The 21,504-nt window shown below is 69.1% G+C and carries 24 protein-coding genes, 4 tRNA genes and 1 pseudogene; 19 read left to right on the top strand and 10 right to left on the bottom strand.

Annotated elements, in window-relative coordinates; all coding sequences use genetic code 11:
• Positions 1-14: 14 nt before the first annotated feature.
• From ACGF3J_RS04445 to ACGF3J_RS04425, 5 genes are all read right to left on the bottom strand, one after another.
• A complete protein-coding gene (locus ACGF3J_RS04445) occupies positions 15-461 on the bottom strand; it encodes a MaoC family dehydratase (RefSeq protein WP_393853695.1) in 447 nt (148 codons plus the stop codon).
• Between the two features lie 20 nt (positions 462-481).
• A complete protein-coding gene (locus tag ACGF3J_RS04440) occupies positions 482-934 on the bottom strand; it encodes a MaoC family dehydratase N-terminal domain-containing protein (protein ID WP_122615726.1) in 453 nt (150 codons plus the stop codon).
• Positions 935-1,058: 124 nt separating this feature from the next.
• Positions 1,059-1,223, bottom strand: a complete 165-nt coding sequence (rpmG, locus tag ACGF3J_RS04435) for a 50S ribosomal protein L33 (protein ID WP_003948671.1) — start codon at positions 1,221-1,223, stop codon at positions 1,059-1,061.
• 89 nt (positions 1,224-1,312) lie between these two features.
• A tRNA-Met gene (locus ACGF3J_RS04430) sits at positions 1,313-1,385 on the bottom strand.
• 46 nt (positions 1,386-1,431) lie between these two features.
• Positions 1,432-1,504 (bottom strand) — tRNA-Thr (locus tag ACGF3J_RS04425).
• Positions 1,505-1,716: 212 nt separating this feature from the next.
• Here ACGF3J_RS04425 and ACGF3J_RS04420 point away from each other — a divergent pair.
• Positions 1,717-2,991, top strand: a complete 1,275-nt coding sequence (locus tag ACGF3J_RS04420; RefSeq protein ID WP_393853474.1) for a hydrolase — start codon at positions 1,717-1,719, stop codon at positions 2,989-2,991.
• A 56-nt stretch (positions 2,992-3,047) separates the two neighbouring features.
• Positions 3,048-3,704, top strand: coding sequence for an SDR family oxidoreductase (locus tag ACGF3J_RS04415; protein ID WP_393853473.1), 657 nt, complete (start codon positions 3,048-3,050; stop codon positions 3,702-3,704).
• A gap of 97 nt (positions 3,705-3,801) precedes the next feature.
• On the opposite strand, the gene ACGF3J_RS04410 is transcribed toward ACGF3J_RS04415, so the two are convergent.
• A complete protein-coding gene (locus ACGF3J_RS04410; protein WP_125495718.1) occupies positions 3,802-4,020 on the bottom strand; it encodes a hypothetical protein in 219 nt (72 codons plus the stop codon).
• Between the two features lie 166 nt (positions 4,021-4,186).
• Here ACGF3J_RS04410 and ACGF3J_RS04405 point away from each other — a divergent pair, with 166 nt between their 5' ends.
• The gene (locus ACGF3J_RS04405) at positions 4,187-4,726 is read left to right on the top strand and encodes a hypothetical protein (protein ID WP_393853472.1); all 540 of its coding nucleotides are present in this window, start codon (positions 4,187-4,189) and stop codon (positions 4,724-4,726) included.
• A gap of 92 nt (positions 4,727-4,818) precedes the next feature.
• Here the strand turns inward: ACGF3J_RS04405 and ACGF3J_RS04400 are convergent.
• Together ACGF3J_RS04400 and ACGF3J_RS04395 are read right to left on the bottom strand one after the other, a co-directional pair.
• Positions 4,819-4,902: transfer RNA gene (locus tag ACGF3J_RS04400), tRNA-Tyr, on the bottom strand.
• A 50-nt stretch (positions 4,903-4,952) separates the two neighbouring features.
• Complete coding sequence (locus ACGF3J_RS04395; RefSeq protein ID WP_393853471.1) at positions 4,953-5,171, bottom strand: hypothetical protein; 219 nt, start codon at positions 5,169-5,171, stop codon at positions 4,953-4,955.
• A 194-nt stretch (positions 5,172-5,365) separates the two neighbouring features.
• Between ACGF3J_RS04395 and ACGF3J_RS04390 the strand changes: the two genes are divergently transcribed.
• The gene (locus tag ACGF3J_RS04390; protein ID WP_393853470.1) at positions 5,366-7,297 is read left to right on the top strand and encodes a hypothetical protein; all 1,932 of its coding nucleotides are present in this window, start codon (positions 5,366-5,368) and stop codon (positions 7,295-7,297) included.
• A gap of 125 nt (positions 7,298-7,422) precedes the next feature.
• Positions 7,423-8,211 (top strand): NUDIX domain-containing protein, encoded by a 789-nt coding sequence (locus tag ACGF3J_RS04385; protein WP_393853469.1) that lies wholly within the window; start codon positions 7,423-7,425, stop codon positions 8,209-8,211.
• On the opposite strand, the gene ACGF3J_RS04380 is transcribed toward ACGF3J_RS04385, so the two are convergent.
• Positions 8,195-9,325 (bottom strand): XRE family transcriptional regulator, encoded by a 1,131-nt coding sequence (locus ACGF3J_RS04380; protein ID WP_393853468.1) that lies wholly within the window; start codon positions 9,323-9,325, stop codon positions 8,195-8,197. The genes ACGF3J_RS04385 and ACGF3J_RS04380 overlap by 17 nt on opposite strands.
• A gap of 643 nt (positions 9,326-9,968) precedes the next feature.
• Here ACGF3J_RS04380 and ACGF3J_RS04375 point away from each other — a divergent pair.
• From ACGF3J_RS04375 to ACGF3J_RS04315, 13 genes and pseudogenes are all read left to right on the top strand, one after another.
• On the top strand, positions 9,969-10,238 hold the full coding sequence (locus ACGF3J_RS04375) for a DUF6284 family protein (protein WP_393853467.1): 270 nt from the start codon (positions 9,969-9,971) through the stop codon (positions 10,236-10,238).
• Complete coding sequence (locus tag ACGF3J_RS04370) at positions 10,235-10,681, top strand: Pycsar system effector family protein (RefSeq protein ID WP_393853466.1); 447 nt, start codon at positions 10,235-10,237, stop codon at positions 10,679-10,681. The genes ACGF3J_RS04375 and ACGF3J_RS04370 overlap by 4 nt, the downstream gene beginning before the upstream one ends.
• On the top strand, positions 10,678-11,568 hold the full coding sequence (locus tag ACGF3J_RS04365; RefSeq protein ID WP_393853465.1) for a DUF2637 domain-containing protein: 891 nt from the start codon (positions 10,678-10,680) through the stop codon (positions 11,566-11,568). Before ACGF3J_RS04370 ends, ACGF3J_RS04365 begins: the two co-directional genes overlap by 4 nt.
• Positions 11,569-11,615: 47 nt before the next feature.
• A pseudogene (locus tag ACGF3J_RS04360) lies at positions 11,616-11,993 on the top strand (DNA cytosine methyltransferase); the annotation flags it as partial.
• A gap of 184 nt (positions 11,994-12,177) precedes the next feature.
• Positions 12,178-12,534, top strand: coding sequence for a hypothetical protein (locus ACGF3J_RS04355; protein WP_393853704.1), 357 nt, complete (start codon positions 12,178-12,180; stop codon positions 12,532-12,534).
• On the top strand, positions 12,522-12,710 hold the full coding sequence (locus tag ACGF3J_RS04350; RefSeq protein WP_239081349.1) for a hypothetical protein: 189 nt from the start codon (positions 12,522-12,524) through the stop codon (positions 12,708-12,710). Before ACGF3J_RS04355 ends, ACGF3J_RS04350 begins: the two co-directional genes overlap by 13 nt.
• A gap of 31 nt (positions 12,711-12,741) precedes the next feature.
• Positions 12,742-13,059, top strand: a complete 318-nt coding sequence (locus ACGF3J_RS04345; protein ID WP_393853464.1) for a hypothetical protein — start codon at positions 12,742-12,744, stop codon at positions 13,057-13,059.
• A 104-nt stretch (positions 13,060-13,163) separates the two neighbouring features.
• On the top strand, positions 13,164-15,284 hold the full coding sequence (locus ACGF3J_RS04340; protein ID WP_393853463.1) for an FtsK/SpoIIIE domain-containing protein: 2,121 nt from the start codon (positions 13,164-13,166) through the stop codon (positions 15,282-15,284).
• Positions 15,285-15,491: 207 nt separating this feature from the next.
• On the top strand, positions 15,492-15,956 hold the full coding sequence (locus ACGF3J_RS04335; RefSeq protein WP_393853462.1) for a hypothetical protein: 465 nt from the start codon (positions 15,492-15,494) through the stop codon (positions 15,954-15,956).
• Positions 15,957-16,046: 90 nt separating this feature from the next.
• Positions 16,047-16,898 (top strand): bifunctional DNA primase/polymerase, encoded by an 852-nt coding sequence (locus ACGF3J_RS04330; protein ID WP_393853461.1) that lies wholly within the window; start codon positions 16,047-16,049, stop codon positions 16,896-16,898.
• Between the two features lie 3 nt (positions 16,899-16,901).
• A complete protein-coding gene (locus ACGF3J_RS04325; protein ID WP_393853460.1) occupies positions 16,902-18,377 on the top strand; it encodes an ATP-binding protein in 1,476 nt (491 codons plus the stop codon).
• Between the two features lie 438 nt (positions 18,378-18,815).
• Positions 18,816-19,001, top strand: coding sequence for a helix-turn-helix domain-containing protein (locus ACGF3J_RS04320; protein ID WP_308884014.1), 186 nt, complete (start codon positions 18,816-18,818; stop codon positions 18,999-19,001).
• A 61-nt stretch (positions 19,002-19,062) separates the two neighbouring features.
• Entirely contained in the window at positions 19,063-20,430 is a 1,368-nt protein-coding gene (locus ACGF3J_RS04315) for a tyrosine-type recombinase/integrase (RefSeq protein ID WP_393853459.1), read from the top strand.
• A gap of 162 nt (positions 20,431-20,592) precedes the next feature.
• Here ACGF3J_RS04315 and ACGF3J_RS04310 read toward each other — a convergent pair.
• Positions 20,593-20,674: transfer RNA gene (locus ACGF3J_RS04310), tRNA-Tyr, on the bottom strand.
• Between the two features lie 235 nt (positions 20,675-20,909).
• Here ACGF3J_RS04310 and ACGF3J_RS04305 point away from each other — a divergent pair.
• Complete coding sequence (locus ACGF3J_RS04305) at positions 20,910-21,398, top strand: YajQ family cyclic di-GMP-binding protein (protein WP_125495720.1); 489 nt, start codon at positions 20,910-20,912, stop codon at positions 21,396-21,398.
• Positions 21,399-21,504: the final 106 nt, after the last annotated feature.

Here is a 21,504-nt window from a genome sequence, read left to right as displayed (position 1 = left end):
CCCTTACCGCACTCTCAGCCCAGGCGGACGACCGCCCGGGACATGCCCAGGACCTTCTGGCCGCCGCTGGTGGCCGTGAGGTCGACGCGGACGGTGTTGTCGTCGAGCTTGGCCGCGACCTTGCCGCTGACCTCGATCACGGCACCCTGGTCGTCGTTCGGTACGACGACGGGCCGGGTGAAGCGGACGCCGTACTCCACGACCGCGCCCGGGTCGCCGACCCAGTCGGTGACCACGCGGATGGCCTCGGCCATGGTGAACATGCCGTGCGCGATGACGTCCGGCAGGCCGACGTCCTTGGCGAACTTCTCGTTCCAGTGGATCGGGTTGAAGTCGCCGGAGGCACCCGCGTACTGGACGAGCTTGGCACGGTCCACCGGGAAGGACTGCGCCGGCAGTTCGGTGCCGACCTCGACGTCGCCGTACGCGATCCCGGCGCCGGGAGAGGCCGGAGGCGTCATGGTGGGGTCCGTCACGGTGCTCACGCCTCCTCGGCCGCGCGGGCCACGAGCTTGGTCCAGGCGGTGACGACGTGCTCGCCGAGCTCGTCGTGAACCTCGCCGCGGATGTCCAGGACGTCGTTGCCGGCCAGCGACTTGATCGCCTCGATGGTCGAGGTGACGGTGAGGCGGTCACCGGCCCGCACCGGGCGGACGTAGGCGAACTTCTGGTCGCCGTGCACCACCCGGCTGTAGTCGAGGCCCAGCTGCGGGTCCTCGACGACCTGCCTGGCCGCCTTGAACGTGATCGAGAACACGAAGGTCGGCGGGGCGATCACGTCCGGGTGGCCGAGCGACTTCGCGGCCTCCGTGTCCGTGTACGCCGGGTTGGCGTCCCCCACGGCCTCCGCGAACTCGCGGATCTTCTCCCGGCCCACCTCGTAGGGCGCGGTCGGCGGATAGGTCCGCCCCACGAACGACTGGTCGAGCGCCATGGGCTCGCTCCTCCTGCTGTTTTGCTCTGCTCTGCTGTGCGGTGGGTGCCCCGCTGGGCACCACTGACCCAAACGACGCGAGGCCGCCCCCAGGTATCGGGGACGGCCTCGTGTACGAGCCTTTTTATCGCGTTTCGCGGTGCGCGGTGTGCGCGTTGCAACGCGGGCAGTGCTTCTTCATCTCCAGTCGGTCCGGGTTGTTGCGCCGGTTCTTCTTGGTGATGTAGTTCCGCTCCTTGCACTCCACGCAGGCCAGCGTGATCTTCGGGCGGACGTCGGTGGCAGCCACGTGAGTGCTCCTTGACGGACGGATTGATGATATTAACGCAGGAAAGAGTAGCCGATTGAAGGACCGACCCCGCAATCGGCTACTGTCAGTAGCGGTGACCGGACTTGAACCGGTGACACAGCGATTATGAGCCGCTTGCTCTACCGACTGAGCTACACCGCTGTGATGCGATCGGGCCCCGCCTCGCGGCGGGAACCTCTCACACCAGAGCCCCAAAACGGAATCGAACCGTTGACCTTCTCCTTACCATGGAGACGCTCTGCCGACTGAGCTATTGGGGCGAGCGATGAAGACATTACACGGTCGCCCGCCGTTCGCCCAAATCCGTTTCGTCGCCCCTGACCCGTCCCGTACCCACCACTCCGGAGGGCCGGACCGCGCCGGTACGACTATTGCGCTCCTCCGCGCCACGGGCTGATCACCGTCCTAGGCTCGACTCACTCTGCGTGATCTTGCGTCCCCCACTGCGCAGCCCCGAGCCCAGAGGAGCGCGATGCCCGACAGCCAGCCGCAGCCGCCCCGTTCGCCCTCCCCCTCGGGCCCCGCCGACCACGGTTCGCTCCTGCTCTCCGGGGCTCGGCTCACCGACGGCCGGACCGTGGACGTGCGGCTCCACGGCGGGCGCATCGAGGCCGTCGGCACCGCCGGCAGCCTGACCCCGGCCCGCACGCCGGGACCCGGCACCCGCGTCGACCTCGGCGGCTACCTGCTGCTCCCCGCCCCCGCCGAACCCCACGTCCACCCCGACACGGCCCTGACCGCCGACGTCCCGGGCCCCGTCTCCTACGAACCCGAGGACGTCCAGCGCCGGGCCACCGAGGCCGCCCTGCTCCAGCTCGGACACGGGGCGACCGCGATGCGGGCGCATGTGCGCGTGGGCGACGTCGCGGGGCTGGGCGCGCTGACCGCCGTACTGCGGGCGCGGCGTTCGCTGCGCGGTCTGGCCGAGCTCACGACGGTGGCGATGCCGAGGGTGCTGACCGGCGTCGCCGGGGCCGACGGTCTTGCGATGCTGCGGGACGCGGTCAAGATGGGCGCGGACGTGGTGGGCGGGTGCCCCGACCTGGACCCCGATCCGGCGGGGTACGTGGAGGCGGTCCTGGAGGTCGCGGCCGAGCAGGGCTGCCCGGTCGACCTGCACACGGACGCGGCCGATCCGGCGCGGCTGGCCCGGCTGGCGGCCATGGCGGGCGGGCTGCGCCCCGGGGTGGCCCTCGGTCCCTGCGAGGGCCTCGGCCTGCTGCCGGCCGAGGTCGCCTCCCGGGCCGCGGAACAGCTCGCGGCGGCCGGGGTGACCGTGGTCTGCCTGCCGCAGGGCGCGTGCGGCGCGGCCGACCACCCCGACGGCACGGCTCCGGTACGGCTGCTGCGGGCGGCCGGGGTGCGGGTCGCCGCCGGGAGCGGCGCACTCCGGGACGTCTCCAACCCCGTCGGGCGCGGCGACCCCCTGGAGGCGGCGTACCTGCTCGCCTCACGCCACGGGCTGCGCCCCCAGGACGCGTACGAGGCGGTGAGCACGGGAGCACGGGCGGCGCTCGGCCTGCCCGAGGTGCGGGTGGAGGCCGGTTTCCCGGCCGAGCTCCTCGCGGTACGCGGCGACCGGCTGGCGGGGGCGCTGTCCCTGGCGTACAGCCGCGTCGTGGTGCACCGGGGGCGCGTGGTGTCGCGGACCAGCGCGGTACGGGAGTACGGCGACCAGGACGGCGGCGCCGCGGACCTGGGGCTGCCTCGGCAGGGGCGGGGGGAGCGCGGGGGTCCGCCGAGCTGAGCGACCGGACCGAAGTCGTGCGGCGGGTGCGGCTGTCGGGGCGTACGGTCGAAGACATGCGCATTGTCATCGCTGGTGGTCATGGTCAGATCGCGCTGCGGCTGGAGCGGTTGCTCGCCGCGCGCGGCGACGAGGTGGCGGGCATCATCCGCAAGGCCGAACAGGCCGACGATCTCCGTGCGGCCGGTGCCGAACCGATCGTGCTCGATCTGGAGTCGGCCTCACTGGAGGAGGTCGCGGAGTGCCTGCGGGGCGCCGGCGCGGCGGTCTTCGCGGCGGGCGCTGGCCCCGGAAGCGGGGTGGACCGCAAGGACACGGTGGACAAGTCGGCGGCGGTCCTCTTCGCGGACGCGGCGGTCCGGGCGGGCGTACGGCGCTTCGTGGTCGTGTCCTCCATGGGCGCCGACCCCGCGCACCAGGGGGACGAGATCTTCGACGTCTACCTGCGTGCCAAGGGCGAGGCCGACGCGCACGTCCGCTCGCTGGACGAGCTGGACTGGACGATCCTGCGCCCCGGCATGCTGACGGACGACGCGGGCACCGGCCTCGTACGGCTGGAGGCGCACACCGGCCGCGGCCCCGTCCCGCGCGACGACGTGGCCGCGGCCCTGGCCGAACTGGTCGACACCCCGGCGACGCACGGCCTGACCCTGGAACTGATCAGCGGTTCGACACCGGTGTCGGTGGCGGTGAAGTCGGTGGCCGGGAACTGAGGCGGGCTCCCGGGCCGGGCGGAGCGGGGCGAACGGGGACGCGGGGGCGGGCGGGAGGCGCCCGGGGGGTACGCGGGACTCGGTACGCGGGACGGGGTCAGAACAGGGGGAGCTGTCCGGGGAAGTCGGGGACGACATACCCGTCCAATGACGGCTGCGCCGCCCCGAGTTGCGCCGTCCGCCGCGATCCGGGGCACGACACCAGCTCACCGCCGCCCCGCGCTCCGGGCGGGTCATGACGCGCGTACCGCCCCGCGACGACGGCGATCTCGCGACGGCACTCGGGGCACATTCTGCGACGGGAGGACGAGGCCATGTCCCCAGTCTGCCCGCAACGCATGCCCGTCGGGCGGCCACGGGCGCGAGCGTCTTGGGCGAGCACCTGAGGAAGGGCCCCCTGACATCCTGCGAGCGCTGATGTGTACGGCACGGCCGGAAAAGCGCGCGCGGCGACAGCTCAGCCGTTTGATTCAATGACCCGCATGGCGGCGGACGGCACATACCTGGGACCGTTGGAACTGGTCAGCGGACATTGGGGAGTCGGGGACGCCACGCGATCCGACGCCCACTGGGTGGAGTTCCGCCCGGACGGGCTCCACCAGCACGAGCCGGGCTCGGAGGGACGGCTGATCCCGTGGTCCAGGATCATGACCGGCATCTCCTTCAGCTGGGGCAAACACTCCTGGAGCTCAAACAGCAGGGGCATGTACACGCTGAAGGGAAGGGTCGCCGGGAGCAGCGGCGGCGGCTGGATGCACATGACGCTGCGCCACCCGTACGAGAACCACTCACTGCGCTTCGACCGGCACACGCGCCCGTATCGGGCGGTGGATGCCCTACGGCTGGAGAGCCTGCTGCGGCAGCTCGTCGACGAGGGAAGGCTCCACCTGCTCGGCGACCCGGAATGGGTGGGCCGCGCCGTGGCACACCTGACCGGCGGGAAGAACAGCTGGATCACAAACCGAGCGCTGCAACGGGCGGCGACGGAGGCCATAGCAGCGGCCGGCCCCCGCGTTCCCTGACGACACACCTGCCCTGCACTCGTCGTCGGTCCGGGAACGACGAAAGGGTCTGTGATCAGCATTGCTGCTGATCACAGACCCTTTCGGTCTTGTGGCGGCGCCAGGATTCGAACCTGGGAAGGCTGAGCCGGCAGATTTACAGTCTGCGCGGCATGCAGCGGGCGACCTGCGCCTCCCACCGACCGCGTCCCCAGAACCTCACGGATGCCCCAGAGCCTTAGACGTTTCAGTCCTCGGCGTCCGGATCAGTCTCCGGAACCTCGTCAAACAACGCGACCCTCCACCACAGGGACTGGCTGTCTCCGTCTCCCGGCGTCGGGTGATACTCGCTGTTGATCTCGATGCCCAGACCGAGCTCGGCTGCGGACTCCAACGCCTTCACGGCGTCCTTCAGGCTGTCCGTGTACATCAGCTTGATCTGCGTTGGCTCGACTTCGTTCGACAACGTGCCACCTCAACATGTGATCCCGCATCCTCAGGCAGGATCGTGCCAGGGGGATGGAAGTCCTGGGGTCGGTTCACGCAGGACAGTGCCTGGTCGGGCTACGCCTGCCAGCAGAGCTCTCCCTGCCCCACGCCCCATGGGTAGGGCACACTGCCAACAGTGGAGGCGCGCACGTCTGCAGAACAGGGGGCCTAGTGGAGAGCATGCCCGGCGGCGATGAGGAACCGAAGACAGTTCCCTATTCGCACAACGAGGGACGAATAGCCGCTATCCGATCACTAGTCAGTGGCGCATTTCAAGACGCTACTAGCTATTACGAAATAGGCAGCGCACTTTTTTCGGCAGGCGCATCGACGACTACTCCGGAAACCCAAGCCGAAATCCGCGAAGTAGCCTCCATCTTCTACTACAGAATTCACCTCGAACGGGGCAATAACGCTAAACCCGGCGCATCTCTTGAACCGTTGAACGAGGACAATAGCTCACGCTTTTGGCCGCGCCCGATTCGGGCTGCAGATGCCGAAGTCAGGAAGCTATGGAATGCCCTTCTGGAAGAAAGCACTGAACCAGAACTACAAGGGCTGCTTTCAGACCTGCTGTTTTCCGTTCGCCATCCGAAACCACACATATACGCCCGCCAAGCCGTTGAATCCTACGTGCGCGCCGCTAACGAAGGACAGTTCTCGGGGCTCCACAGAAGCGAAATGCTAGTGCGAGCGTGGACCATTATGCGCTCCCTCAACCTCAGAGACCTCGAAGCTTCCGTCGAGCAGGCCATGACTACCTCGGTCAGCGCGACCCTGACCGCCGATGTGTCCGCCCCGGGGTCCTGCTTTCCACTTCTTCGGTGTCTTCTTGAGGGACGGATGGGAGGTAAGCGCGGATCTAAAGACGTCGAACTCCCTCCTGAAGCGGTGGACTACCTGTTTGCAGCACTGGAGCGATACAAAACCGATTACCTCACTCTGCAACTAGCAGACATGGCGCGAGGTCATCTGAAAGACTCAACCCTGATCGACCGGGCCCTCCGCAAAGCAGCGGAAAATCTTCTGGAGCAGGCTGCACAAGAGGTTAACGGCCACATCAAGACCCACAGGCTTGAGCAAGCAGCAAAATTCGCACGCCGATTCCACCTGGAAGATATTCACGCCGAGTGCGTAAGGATGCTGCAAGCCGTCGACCCATCCTCCTTTGAATGGATCACCATCAGGGCCGCGTCATCCTTGCGCCCCAGCGACATCGAGTCCTACCTGCGCACGTTCGATCGACCCGAACTAATTGAGGCATTGGTCTACTTCTTCGAGACGCCAGCACCAAGTGGGTCACGGGAACAAAATGAAAAACTAGCGAGGGACATTATAGACAACTCGCTAACTAGCAGGATCATGGGCACGGCGACCTATGGGGCCCACGGCCTCCCTCAGAAGTCATACAACACAGATGACGAGAAGCTGGAGCATCAACTCAACACTATTGAGAATATCGCTCTGCGCACTCAGGGCATCATTCTTTCTGCCGCGCTAGACAGAATGTCCGACGTGCACACCATCCCAGAAACCGAAGTGCTACACGTATGGCTGATGGAAGCCTACGGCTCAGACCCGGGGCTTTGCATGTCCCTTGCTCAGAGCCTGTCGCTCTACTGGCAAGGAAACTACATAGCCTGTGCACAGTTGGCCATGCCACGCATCGAGGCGGCAATCCGTTCCATCCTGCTCTTGCTCAACGAGCCGATCTACAGGGTGGAGGAAGAGAAGTCACCTGGGCAGTTCCCCGGACTGGGATTCATGCTGCCCCAGCTTGAGAGGTACGGTTTTGACCCTGACTGGTCTTCCTTCATTCGCGCCCTCTTGCTGACGCCAGGGAGGAATCTGCGAAACCTGGGGGCACACGGCTTCTTGCAGGATATCGATAATCAGACTGCCGCTCTGATTATTCGAGCGCTCGCCGTAGTGGCCTTGCTGGCCCCTGAGGAGACCAGTAAGAAGGCAAGTGCAGCACACGCAGCAAAGGACCCATTTCCTGCACGTTCCCGCACAGGAAATGGGACTCTCTTCGACCACCTACTGGTTAAGGCAGAATCCTGCATCAGCAAGATTCTACTGATGCGCTCTCTCAGGAAGTGACGCCCCGCGCCCACAAACCATCTGCATACACGCCCCACCATCACACTCGTTATGGTGGGGCCGCGTCGCAAAGGTAAAGGCCACTATGCTGGCGGCACGACAGGAGAACGGAGAGTACTCCGCGCATGGGACCAAAGACGACCAAGGTTTACGAGACGCTTCGAGACCGGCTCGCGGCTGGCGAGTACGCCCCTGGCGACAAGCTCCCTTCAGAACGCACGCTGGTCGCTGAGCTCAGCATCGGCCGGACAGCACTGCGGCAGGTGCTGGCTCGTCTCGTGGCCGAGGGAGCGTTGGAGGTACGAGGCCGTAGTTCATACCGGGTGCCGGGCGCGGTCAGCGTCGGGCACCCTGAGGGAGTGAAGCCGTGGCGCATCCGCGGTGAGCGCAACCTGTACGACAACCGATGGGTGAAGCTCCAGCTTTGGGATGTGGAACCGCCCGGGATGGAACCCTTTGAACACCACGTAGTGAAGTTGCACCACGTGGCCATCACCGCCGTGCTGGATAAGCACGACCGCGTCCTGATGATGTGGCGGTACCGCTTCGTGCCCCGACAGTTCGGCTGGGAGCTCCCGGGCGGCATCGTTGACCCCGGCGAGGAACCAGCGGACACGGCTCTACGCGAAGTGGTCGAAGAGACCGGGTGGCGCCCGAAGACGCTGGAACACGTCGTGAGCTATCAGCCCATGGTCGGCATGGTGGACTCGCCCCATGAAATCTTCGTCGGCCACGGGGCGGTGAGGGTCGGCGAACCGACCGACCTAGAGGAAGCCGGCCACATCGAGTGGGTCCCCCTCGCGGACATCCCGGGGCTCATGGCCCGCGGTGAGCTGATGGGGTCCGGCACCCTCGTTGCCCTGCTGCACATCCTGGCCAATCGGCGCGCGCAAGGGGTCACAGTCGCGCGCTGAGCATGTCGACGCGGCGGCGCTGCCGGACCGAGCCGGTCCGGCTCGCCAACAGGCGAGCCTGCCGCAAGTGCGTGCCGGCGTCGTCGTACTCGGCTCGGGTGACATGCGCCTGGGCCAAGTCGGCGTGCAGTCCGGCCCGAGCACGCACGAAGGTCGGGTCCATGACCTCAAGCGCGCCGTAGAGGCTGATGACCGCCGACTCCTCCCCGAGTAAGGCGAGCACGTTGCCCTGCCAGCGTGCGAGATGGGCACCGTTCAGAAAGATGCTCAGCATGTCCGGGTCCCGATCCTCGGGGCCCGGCGGAATGACGGCCATGGCCGCGTCCAGCGCCCGTCGGCAGTCGTCCGGCATTCCGGCGTGCGCGCACATCTCTGCTTCCGCGGCATACAGCCACGCCCGAAGCCGAGCGGAACCGGACTGTCCGACGATGCGCCGCGCGTCGCGCACGAGGTCGACGGCGAGCGCCGGCCGTCCCGCCTCGCAGAGCACGTACGCCTGCTCGCCCATGGCGTGAGCCAGGTACATCGGTGCCTCAGCATCGCGCGCCGCGCGCTTCGCGAGTTCGTAGTGCCGCCACGCTCGCTCGATCGCCCCCGAGTCGATCGCCTGCCACGCCGCCAAGGTCGATGCACCGGCGAGCGCGAGCGCCACGGGCCGACGCGTAGCAGGCAGTACGGCGAAGTTGAGCGCGTCTTCGAGGGCGGAAAGATGGCCGGTCATCTGGTCGACCAGGGCCGCAGCGCCCCTCTGGCGGTCCATGGTGCGCAGTAGCTCGGTCTGATCGTTGAACGTCTTCACCATGGACTCACTGACGCTGCTGGCCGAGTCGATCCGGCTCAGAAGGTCGTCATAGCCATCTGCGGCCGGTGCCGCCGGCGTCGGGGCGCTGGCCCGCAGTTCCCCGTCCGTAACGCCGAGGAGCTGCCGCAGGACACGCGCGTACCGGTCGGAGATGGTGCGCTTGCCGTTCTCCCACTCGGACACGTACACCCGCAAACTCGCGGTCGAAGCAACGTCCGTGAGGTTCCGTCGGGCGAACTGCTCGATCTCGCGAACCAGTCGTTCCTGCGACCATCCGCGCGCAGTCCGCGCACTCCGAAGTCCCGCACTCATGGGTCCACCTCCCGGCGTTTGCTTGCCTCACACCACCTTGTCAGCCTGACGAACGTCGCCGCAGGTCAACAGGGGTTAATAGGCCGAAAGTTAAGCCCTGTTGGCTACCGGCGGCCCTGCCTCAAGAGGTCTTCTGGAGATGCACCGCGACGGTTCGACCGCCATCCGAACCAGCGAACCACCTTGACTCTGGTGCGCACCAGATGCATCCTACTGGTGCGCACCAGATAAGGCCGGTCCCGGAATCACGGTGTGCGAGGCAGCGCCCGGACGCACGGCCCGGAGTACGCGCTGTGGAGAACTCAACAGAGTGCCGACCCAGCCGCATGAACACATGTGGTCGATGGGTGCGGGTCACCATCCCGACCGCCCATGTCGGGCCGGGTGACCCGCCCGGATCCACCCCACTGGGGTGGTGACTGGCATTGCGGGATCTGACAACCGCAGAACCTTTCGCGGCATCGGCCGCGCTTCGAACCTCAGCCTTTCCGCCGTGCTGGTCGCGGCGGCCGGTTGCCTCCGCTGCTCGTCTCGTACGAGCAGCGCTGAGGGGAGCCGGAACCGACTCCAACGGCAAGCGGCTCCCGGGGTGCCACCCGGGAGCCGCGTTCGGGCCGTTCCTCGCTGGAAGGAACCACGACCCATGGACCACATCGTCACTGTTCAGGACGCTGTTACCGCGTTCGCCGACTTCATGGAGCCGACGGACGCGGAGCTGCACGCGATCGAGCAGGAGATGCCCGTCATCCTCGCGGACGTCGACCTGCTGGACGCGCACATCGTCACCCTCGACCGCACGCCGACCGAGGTCGACGAGCGCCGCATCCGCCGGGCCCGTCGGCGCGCGCTCGCCGCCCGCGTCGCGCTGGTCAACCGCACGGCCGGTGCGAGCCTGCCCGGCGGTGCCGCATGAGCGCCACCGACGGGAACCTGACCGCCGCGCACGCCGAGGTAAAGGCGGAGATCACGCGGACGGACACCAAGACGGCGCTGCTGCTGGCGTTCGTCGGCGCCCTGCTCGCCGGTACGTGGACGGTCGCCCGCGACCTGCCGCTGACCGCGCCCGCCGCCGTCGCTGGCAGTCTGGGACTGGCACTGCTGGTCGGCGCGGCCGGCCTGCTGCTGCGGTCGGTCCGCCCGAACCTGAGCGGCCAGCACGGCTTCCCCCTGTGGGCCACCCTCACCGCCGACGAGATCGGCGCCGCCGTCGCCCGGGACCTGGCCGCCGACATCGCCGGACTGTCCCGGCTCGCGGTCGCCAAGTTCACGTGCCTGCGCCGCGCGGTCGACCTCACCATGACCGGCGGCGCCCTGCTCATCCTGGCGGCTCTGCTCGCGGCGGGGGGTGCGGCATGAACCTTCACCGCAAGGGCCGCGCCGCCCTCGTGCTCGCTCTGGTGGCTGTGGTCGGTATGGCGTTCCGGGTGTCGTGGAACGCGTTGCGGGACATCGCCGGCGCGGTCGGCGCGGACGAGACGGCGGCGATGCTGTACCCGTTCGTGGTCGACGGCCTCATGGCGCTCGCCCTGATCGCCACCCTGGTCCTGGCCGACCGGGACCGCACGTTCGCCCTGCGCGTGCTGGGGGCGTACACGGTCGCCTCCCTGGTCCTCAACTACGTGCACGGCCTCGTGCCCGAGCTGCACGGCCGCACGGTCGACTGGGGGCGGCTGGCCGACTGGAATCCGGCGAACTGGGCCCTGGTCCTGCTCGCCACGTCGCTGCCGGTCGGGTCGATCTACTTCGGTTCCGACCTCGTGGCCAAGGTCCTGCACCACCGCCCCACCCCGATCCCGGCCGCGAGCGCGAATGCGGAGGAATGCACCGAGACCGAGAGGAAACGGTCTACGGCTGACCTGCCCGTATCGACCCCCGCTCCGATCACCGCGAACGCGGCGGCGCTGCCCCGGCCCGTGGCCGTCGGCTTCGTGAAATCGACGCTCCCGGCCAAGCCGCTCCCGCAGGTCGACCCCGCTCCGGTCGCCCCGATCGAGCGGCGTGCGGTGGCAGCGGAGTCGACCCGCCCGCGCCGCGCGACGGGCCGTGTCCCGGCGGTGGCGAAGTCGAGTCGGCCGAAGCGGACGCCGGATCAGTTGCTCGCCGAGGCGCGGGAGGCGACGGCCGATTGGCCGGACGCGAAGGTGACCGCGGAGGGGATCCGGCGGGCGGTGCGCACGTCTCCGGTCAACGCGCGGGCGCTGCGGGACACCCTGCGGGCGGAGCGCGCCGGGGCGGCGGCGTGAGCGGGTTGCGTATCGGTTCGCTCTGCTCGGGTTACGGCGGTCTGGACATGGCGGTCCAGGCCGTGTTCGGGGGCTCGCTGGCGTGGGTCGCGGACAACGACGCCGGAGCTTGCCGCATCCTCGCCCGCCACCACCCGCAGGTGCCGAACCTGGGCGACATCACCTCCGCCCCCTGGGACGAGGTGGAGCCGGTCGACGTCGTGACGGGCGGCTACCCGTGCCAGCCGTTCAGTTCCGCCGGCAAGAGGAAGGGAACCGCTGATGAGCGGCACATCTGGCCCGACATCGCCCGTGCCCTTGGGGTTCTACGACCCCGTCTCGCGGTGTTTGAGAACGTCGCAGGGCACCTTTCTCTCGGATTCGACTCCGTCCTCTGTGACCTTGCCGCCCTCGGGTTCGATGCGCGGTGGTGCACTCTTCGCGCATCTGACGTGGGAGCGGCTCACCAGCGCAAGCGCCTGTTCGTCCTCGCCTGGCCTGCCGACTCCGGCAGCACGGGACTGGAGGGGCGGCGGGCAGCGCGGGCAGCTTCCGACCGCCGTCGACTCGCTCCTGCCGACCCCGTCGACCTCGGAGAACACCGGAGCCGGACATGCGGCCCAGGGCGGGATGAACCTGCGCCACGTCGTCTCACTGCTGCCCACCCCGCGCGCGTCGGAGAACGAGAACCGGCAGACCAAACGCAGCCCCTCGCAGGAAGCCGGGAGGCACGGCAAGAGCCTGGCCGCCGAGATGGGCTCGCTGCTGCCGACCCCGCGGGCGTTGGACGGGGCGAAGGGCGCCGTCTCGCGCACGGAAGCGACGGACCGGCGCGTGCAGTCCGGAACGGCGAATCTGGCGGAGGTGGCGGTGAGCGCGTTCCCGACGGTCCCGTCGGGTGGGGCGAGTACGCCGAAGCGGTCGCGCGGTGGGAGGCGGTTCTCCAGCGCCCCGCCCCCGGGCCAGTTGACGCTGTGGGACGGCTGAGTCCCGCCTTCGTCGAATGGCTCATGGGCCTGCCCGCCGGACACGTCACCGACGTCCCCGGCCTGTCCCGCTCCGCACAGCTCAAAGCGTTGGGCAACGGCGTGGTCCCGCAACAGGCCACGGCCGCGCTGCGCTTCCTCGCCCCCGCCGCCCTCCCCTCCCGCACGGCCGCATGACCGTCCCGAACCTTCGAGGAGTAGCCAACCGATGCGTAACGCCGACATCCGCCGTCTGGACCGCGCGATCCTGGCGACACAGAAGAAGCTCGAAGCGGTCCGCCGGGGCGAGTGGTGGCCGCTGAACGGCAGTGAGCGCCGGGCCATGGCCCGCTCGCTGGCCGCCGGCGGCTACAAGGTCGCCCGGGGCCGCAGCGCGGGCCGCGAGGAACAGCGCATGGACGCCACCGGCAACAGCGCCGAGATGCGGCTGAGCGCGGAGCTGACGGCCCTGCACGGCGAGCGCCAGCGCCTCCTCACCGAGTCCGCCCGCGACAAGGCCAAGCGCAGGTCGTCGGGCTGGTTCTGACCAGCCTCTTTCGGTACCGGGGTGGCCGCTCTTTCCACGGACCCGGCCACCCCGGCTCACTCCCTCACTCCCGCCCCGAAGGGGCAGTCAGGAGCAGTTCCAGCATGTCCGAGAACGTCGTCCACCTCCACAAGGCCACCGACCCCCCGACCGCCGACACCGCACCGACGGTGCTCACGGTCGTGCCCGACGTGCCCCCGGCGCGGCCCGTGCCGCTGTGGGTCCGCTCCGGCCGCGCCGTGAAGTCGGCCGCCACGCACGAGACGACCCGGGCCACGGTCCGGGCGGCGGCCCGGCACGGCCTCTACACCTTCAACGGCGGCCGGATCGTCGCCCGCCGGGCGTGGGACGGCCGTACCGGCTCCCGGTACGAGCGGATGATCCGCGCGGCCGAAGCCGCCGGGAACCTCGAAGCGGCCGAGGAGTGGGAGGAGCGGCTGCAGCGCTTCCGCGCCGCCCGCCACCACCGCCGCATGGACCTCCTGCACTCCCCGGTCGAGGCCGCCAAGGGCGTGGCCGTCGGCGCCGGGATGAGCATCGGTGTCCTGGTCGCCCTCGGCGTCGTCATGGCCATCAGCACCGGCCACGTCGGCGACGTCATCACCCCGCTGTCGGCAACCGTCGACTTCATCGCCCTGCTGATCCGCATCGTCCAGGTGGTGTGGGGTCCGGCCCTGTCGATCGGCCCGTTCCTCGCCCTGCTCGCCCTGTGGTCGGTCGGCCGCAAGCAGCACGCCGCCCCCGCCTGGGCCCTGCCCGCCAACGTCCGCAACACCGAGGGGGAGCCGATCACCCCGTCCATCGTGGTCAAGGCCCTGCGCGACCTCGGCGTGCCCGCCCTGGCCCGCGCCATCAAGGAGATGGGCGACGCCGGCGCCTCGATGCTCGGACCGATCCGGATCGCCGGATGCGGTGTCGAGGTCGACGTGACCCTTCCCTCCGGAGTGGCCACGAACGAGGTACAGGCCAAGCGGCGCAAGCTCGCCGAGAACCTGACCCGGCACGAACACGAGGTGTTCATCACCATCCCCCAGGCCGCCCGCACGGTGCGGCTGTGGGTCGCCGACTCCGGCGCCCTGGACGAGCCGATCGGCCCGTCCCCGCTGGTCACCGACGACACGATGACCGCCGACTACACCAAGGGCAAGGCCCCGTGGGGCCAGGACCTGCGCGGCGACGCCGCCGCCCTCTCCCTCTACCAGCGCCACCTGTTGATCACGGGCCTGTCGAACCAGGGCAAGACCGTGGCCCTGCGCTCCCTCGCGCTGTGGCTGTCCCTGGACAAGTCCGTGCAGTTCCTCATGGGCGACCTCAAGGGCGCGGGCGACTGGAACATGTTCGACGGCCTCGCCACGACACTGATCCAGGGACCGACGGACGAGCACGTCATCCAGGTGACCGAGATGGTCGAGGGCGCCGTGAACGAGATGAACCGGCGTCTCCAGGCGCCGCCCGGAACGGTGTTCCCGCCGCTCATCGTGCTGGTCGACGAAGCACAGGTCGCGTTCATGTGCCCGGCCAAGGGCACCGGCAAGGACAAGCGGCCCTACGGCGGCGCCAAGGCCGACTCCCGGTACTTCATGGCCGTCCGCAAGATTCACAACCAGGGCCGCGCGGTCAACGTCCTGATGTGGCAGGGCACCCAGGACCCGACCAACGAGAACCTGCCCAAGCTCGTGCGCGAGGGCGCCCACACCCGCGCCTCCCTCGCCCTCGGCACCGAATCCCAGGCCCGCATGGCCCTCGGTGACAAGGCCGTCGACGGAGGCGCCGCCCCGAACCTGCTGCGTCCGGGGCTGGACCGGGGAACCCTGGTCGTCGCCTCCGACGGCATCAGCATCCCGGCGGGACAGTCGTCCATCACGGTGCGCACGCACTACATCGACGACGACGCCGCCACCGCGATCACCGACCGGGCCAAGGCCCTGCGCGACGGCGTCACCACCCTGCACGCCATCGACCACAGCGCGGAGCACGACCCGCTCGCCGACATCGCCGCCGTCATCGGCGACGCCCCGCGGGTGCGCACCAAGGACGTCCTCGCGCGGCTCGCCGCACGGAACGCGGACGCCTACGGCGACTGGTCGTTCCTCGACCTCAAGCGCGTCCTCGACGACGCCGGCGCCAGCCCGTACAAGTCCGACGGCGTCATGTGCGTGGCCCGCGACCGTGTGGCCCGCGCCCTCGCCAACCGCGACGGAGACGGTTCCGCTTCCGCCGACTGACGGCAGGGAGCGAACGACCGGCGGGGCAGGGAGTCAGGGAGAACTCCCTGACCGCCTCCCTGCTCCGCCTCCCTGACTCTGACCTGCACGAATGATCGTTCAGGGAGTCAGGGAGGCACGCAGGTCACACCCCCGAAACACCCCTCCACAGCGCCCCCGAAAGGGGGTGCCCCTGCCTCCCTGGCCAACGGCCGGAAGGGATTCCGCATGTATCCCGAACAGGCCCCGCACGTGCCCGCACAGCGGGCCGTGGAAGTCCACCAGCCCACCCCGCTGCCGCCCGCCGTGCCCGTCGCGGCGCCGGTCGTACCGGTGCAGCCGGGCACGGTCCCGGCGGTGGCGAGCATCGTCCTGCCGGACGGACGCGTCGTCACCGGCTACGCCATCGAACCGACCCGCCCCGAGCCGGTCACCGCCAAACCGGCCGTGTCGCGGACGGCCGTGAACGTCGCCCTCGGCGGCGCCGGGTTCCTCGCCGTGTGCGGCGGGCTGGTCCTGCTCACCTCGTTCATCGCCGCACTCACCGCGTTCATCACCCAGCTCATCATCCTGGCCGCCGTCATCTTCGGCGGATGGATCGCCGTGCAGCTCTTCAGCACGCGCGGCCACCAGGGCGGCACCACCGTGAACATCCGCAAGGCCGTGATCAAGCGCAACCACTTCCACAGCTAGCTACGCCAAGGGCGGCCCCTCACGTCTCGCCAAAGAACCGGGGCCGCCCTTGCTCGCCAGAACCCATCAAGGAACTGGAGATACCCCAGCATGACGCAACCCACGCCCTACCCGCAGCACACGGCGCTGAGTCTCGCCGCGTCCGGGGCCCCCGTGCTGCCCCTGCGCCGGGGCAAGGTCCCGTTCGGCAACTGCACGGCGTGCGCGGACAACGCGTGCGGCGGCCGGCCGAACATGAAGGTGCCCGGTCCCTGCCGGTGCGCGGCCCCCTGCCACGGGTGGGCCGCCGCCACCACCGACCCCGCCGTCATCGTCTCCCCCGAGTGGGCGGCAGCATGGCGGCAGGCCGTGTGCGTCGCCTACCACCCCGGCGGCGCCGGACTGACCGTCCTCGACCTCGACGACGCCGACGCCATCACCTGGGCCCTCACCACCCTGCCCGCCACCCGCACCGTGCCCACCACGCGCGGCGAACACTGGATCTACCAGGGGGCCATGCGCTCTGTGAACGCGGTCCGGCCCGGCGTCGACATCAAGTCGACGATGGCCTACGCCCGTTGGCTCGGACCCGGCACCGGGACCACGGCTGTTCTGCCGGACGCGGTGCGCGCCCTGGCGGTAAAGGAGCCGTCCCCCGCCCCCAGGGCGCCACAGACGCCCTCAGGGCTCCTGAGGGGCGGGCAGGGGGAGTGCCCGCACCGCACGCCCGTCTTCCTGGAACGGGGCGTCGCCATGGCGGAGCAGCGCATCACGGAGGCATCCAGCGCGGTGCACGCGACCGTGTACCGGACGTTCCTCGCGGTGCTGTCCCGGCACGGGCGGTGCGGCTGCCTCACCGACGCCCACGTCGCCCGGCTGTTCACCGCCGCGCAGGCCAAGGGCGAGACGGCCCGGCACTGCGCGGACGCGTGGGCCAATGCCCGCACGGCTTTGGGGATGTGAGCCGTGTCCGAGGACGAGAAGACGCCGGGCCGCGAGGTCATCACCGACTACGCGCAGGCCCATTTCCGCTACTTCCGCACCGTCGACGGAACCGTCTACGCCCAGCGCAACGGCCACCCCGTGGCCCGCCCCATCCGCTCCCAGGGCACCACCGGAAGCCACCGCCAGGAACTCATGGTCGGACTCTTCCGCGACGGGGTCGGCGTATTCAACGGCACCGCCTTGAAGGAGGCACTGGACTTGATCGAAGCACTCGCCCTCTCCCAGGACGTGCAGGCTACCCACATCCGCGTGGCACCCGGCTCGGACGGGGCCACGTGGCTGGACCTCGGCCGCGACGACGGCCAGTCCGTGCGCATCCACCCCACCGGCTGGACCATCGCCGTCCCCGACCCCGCAGAGGTCTGCTGGCGGCGCACCCAGCTCACCGGCGAACTGCCCCTGCCCGCCACGGACACGGCCGGGCAGGGCATCGACGCTCTGCTGAGGCTGACCAACTTCGCCACCCCGGACACCGAATGCCTGGCCCTTGCCTGGCTCGTCGGCTGCCTGGAGCCGGGCGTTCCCGTCCCCGCGCCGTTCCTCACCGGTCCGCAGGGCGCCGGCAAGTCCACCGCCGGGCGCATGCTGGTGCGCATCATCGAGGGCATGAGCGGCGACCTGCGCCGCGCGCCCAAGGACGAGGAGAGCCTGATCACCGCCGTGGCGGCAGGCTGGATCACCGCCCTGGACAACCTCTCCCACCTGGCCCCGGACCTGTCCGACCTCATGTGCTGCATCGTCACCGGAGCCGAGTCCATCAAGCGCGCCCTGTTCAGCGACGGCGACGTGTACCGCTCCCGTTACCGCCGCCCCCTCCTGCTGACCGGTATCGACGTCGGTGTCATCCGGCCCGACCTCGCCGAACGCCTCCTGCCCCTGCGCCTGGAACGCCCGACGGTGCGGCGCACCGAAGCGGAACTGTGGGCCGACTTCACCGCCGCGCTGCCCGTCATCCTCGGTTCGCTCCTCGACCTCACCGTCAAGGTCCGCGCCGCCACCGCGCCTACACCCACCGACCTGCGCATGGCCGACTTCGCCCACCTGTGCGCGCAGTTCGACACGGCCACCGGCCTCGCCTCTCTGCCCGCCTACCGGGCCAGCCTCGACGATCTCAACGACGACGTGATCGAGGGCGACCTGTTGGCACAGACCGTGCTGCATCACGCCGCCGGGCTCGAACCGGGCGCAGAGCAGCGCATGACCTCCTCGGAATGGCTGGACTGCCTCAGCCGCCTCCACAGCGGGGAGGACTGCCGTCCCCTGCCCAAGGGGTGGCCCACCACCGGCAAAGTCCTCTCCGACCGGCTCAAGCGTCTCCAGCCCACGTTCGCCGCCCGTGGCGTCGTCATCGACTGGGGACGCACCCGCGCCGCCCGCTACATCGCCATGACCCGCCCCGTGCCCGAGCCCCTGCACCAACAGGGCTCCCTGCACTGACGGGCGCTCCGGCCGCACGACAAGCAAGAGGAGCACCCGCCCCCTGGTGCTCCTCTTGCTGTTCGGCGACAGCCGCCCCAAGAACGCGCCGCGAAGCGGCTCCTTCTTCAACACCGCAGCCGCACCACAAACAGAAACCACCCCCTCTCTTTTGTCCTAAGAGAGAGCCCCTGCGTCACCGCGTCAACCGTCACCACCATGACGGCCGCTGACCTGCGCGAATGCGCGTGACACAGACGCCCGGAACCCGCGTCACACCACGTCACCCGCGTCACAGCCGAGTGACACACGCACCCAGCCGTGACAGACACCCGACACCGCAGAGTCACGCAAAGCCGCAGGTCACAGGCCCGCATGACGCGTTTGACGCAGTGACGCAGAAATCCGCACCTCGGACACACCACCACCCCGAGATCACCAGACCGAGGAGTAGCAACGATGGCTCGCCCCAAGATGCTCAAGCTCCCCGAAGTCCTCGAAGAGATCGAGATGAGCCGCGCCGCCTTCTATCGCATGCGCGCCCGGGGCAAGGCCCCCAAACTCATCAAGCTCCCCAACGGGCATATCCGGTGCCGCCGCAGCGACCTCGACGCGTGGTGGGCCACGCACGAAATCGCAGCCTGATCCCCTGACCGCAACGACGGGGCCCCGCCATGGTGGGGCCCCTTTCGCAGGAAGGCCCCCGATGGGCAAGACGTACGACGTTCGAATCTGGTCCATCCGGCAACGGAAGGACCGTGGACAGACCTCTGCGGAATTGCGCTGGAAGACGGGCGACACTCCGCACTCTCAGACTTTCCGCACCAAGACACTGGCAGAGGGCCGCCGCGCTGAGCTGCTGCGGGCGGCTCACGCCGGCGAGCCCTTCGACGCGACCACCGGGGTGCCGCTCTCCGAGTTGCGACAGCGCAACGACGTCAGTTGGTACCAGCACGCCCGCGAGTACATCGAGATGAAGTGGCAGCACTCCCCCGGCTCCACACGCCGGACGCTCGCGGAAGCCATGGCCACCGTTACGCCCGCTCTCGTCAGGGACACCAAAGGCATGGCTGATGCCCAGACGGTACGGACGGCCCTCTATAGCTGGGCATTCAACGTGAGCCGCCGTGACCAGGAACCGCCGGACGACGTGGTCGCCGTGCTGGCATGGTTCGAGCGGAAGTCCCTTCCCACGTCCGCGCTGGCCGACCGGATGGCAGTACGCGCCGCCCTGAACGCCTTGACCAAGAAGCTGGACGGCACCACAGCGGCAGCGTCCACCATCCGCCGGAAGCGGGCCATCTTTCACAACGCTCTCGGCTACGCCGTTGAAGCTGGCCGCCTGACGGACAACCCCCTGCCACAGGTGCAGTGGAAGTCCCCGGAGCAGGTGGGGGAGGAACTGGACCCCGCCTCCGTACCGGACCCTCGGCAAGCTCTCGCCCTGCTCGATGCCGTGCGCACGCAGAGCCCTCGCGGGCGTCGCCTGGTCGCGTTCTTCGGCTGCATGTACTACGCGGCGGCAAGGCCGGCGGAAGTCATCGGCCTCCGTCTCCAGGACTGCGAATTGCCCCGCCGGGGGTGGGGCACTTTGCGACTCCGGGAAACCCGCCCGCGCTCGGGGTCGGCCTGGACGGACAGCGGGGAAGCGCACGACCGGCGAGGGCTCAAGCACCGACCCCGGAAGGCAGTCCGCACCGTGCCGATCCCGCCCGATCTCGTGAACATGCTTCGGTGGCACGTCACCGCGTACGGCGTCGCCCCCGACGGGCGGCTGTTCCGGACGCAGCGTGGCGGACTCGTCCAGGACACCGGATACGGCGAGGTGTGGGCGGAGGCCCGTACCCGCGCGCTCACACCCGCTCAGTGCGCCTCACTGCTGGCCAAACGTCCATATGATCTTCGCCACGCCGCCGTGTCCACGTGGCTCAGCTCCGGTGTGGAGCCGCAGGAGGTAGCAGCGCGCGCCGGCCACAGCGTGGCCGTGCTGTTCCGGGTCTATGCGAAGTGCCTGGACGGCGGCGCCGCCACGGCGAACGCCCGGATCGAAAGGGCACTGAGGAACGGCAGCTAGGAGGGGGGGGCTGCCCCACGCCTGCCCCACACGGACTGGTCAGCACCCGAATCAGGGTGAGACACAGTGGGAAAAAGTACCCATAACGATCAGCTCAGGTTCGGAAACGACGAAAGGGTCTGCGATCAGCATTGCTGCTGGTCACAGACCCTTTCGGTCGTGTGGCGGCGCCAGGATTCGAACCTGGGAAGGCTGAGCCGGCAGATTTACAGTCTGCTCCCTTTGGCCGCTCGGGCACACCGCCGGGGTTTGCTGCCTGTCGAGCCGCTTTTCGGCGGCGCTCCGTGGCAACGACGTAAACAATACCTGATGTGGCGGGGTGCTTCGCCACCCGATTGATCGCCGCTCGGGGGGCGGCGGGTGACTAGGCTGGTCAGGATGCGGCCGAGGGACCCTGGCGGGCTCGGCGGCCGCCGACACATGCCGGTACGGGCCCGATACGGGGCCGACACGCACCCAGATACAAGGAGCCACAGGACATGGCCGACTCCAGTTTCGACATCGTCTCGAAGGTCGAGCGGCAGGAGGTCGACAACGCCCTCAACCAGGCCGCCAAGGAGATCTCGCAGCGCTACGACTTCAAGGGCGTGGGCGCCTCGATCTCGTGGTCCGGCGAGAAGATCCTCATGGAGGCCAACTCCGAGGACCGGGTGAGCGCCGTCCTCGACGTCTTCCAGTCCAAGCTGATCAAGCGCGGCATCTCGCTGAAGGCTCTCGACGCGGGCGAGCCGCAGCTCTCCGGCAAGGAGTACAAGATCTTCGCGTCGATCGAGGAGGGCATCTCCCAGGAGAACGCGAAGAAGGTGGCCAAGCTCATCCGCGACGAGGGCCCCAAGGGTGTGAAGGCCCAGGTGCAGGGTGAGGAGCTGCGGGTCTCGTCGAAGAGCCGTGACGACCTGCAGACCGTCATCACCCTGCTGAAGGGCCAGGACTTCGACTTCGCGCTGCAGTTCGTCAACTACCGGTGAGTTGCTACGGACGGGAGGGGTGGGGGGCCCGCGGCCCCCCCCCCCCCCCCCCCCCCAAAAACAACCCCAGTTTTGGAAAAACAACCCCCCGAAGAATATAAAGCCC

This window comes from Streptomyces sp. NPDC048171, assembly GCF_043202655.1.
In the GTDB taxonomy this organism is placed as follows: domain Bacteria; phylum Actinomycetota; class Actinomycetes; order Streptomycetales; family Streptomycetaceae; genus Streptomyces.
This window is presented reverse-complemented; position numbering and strand designations above follow the sequence as displayed.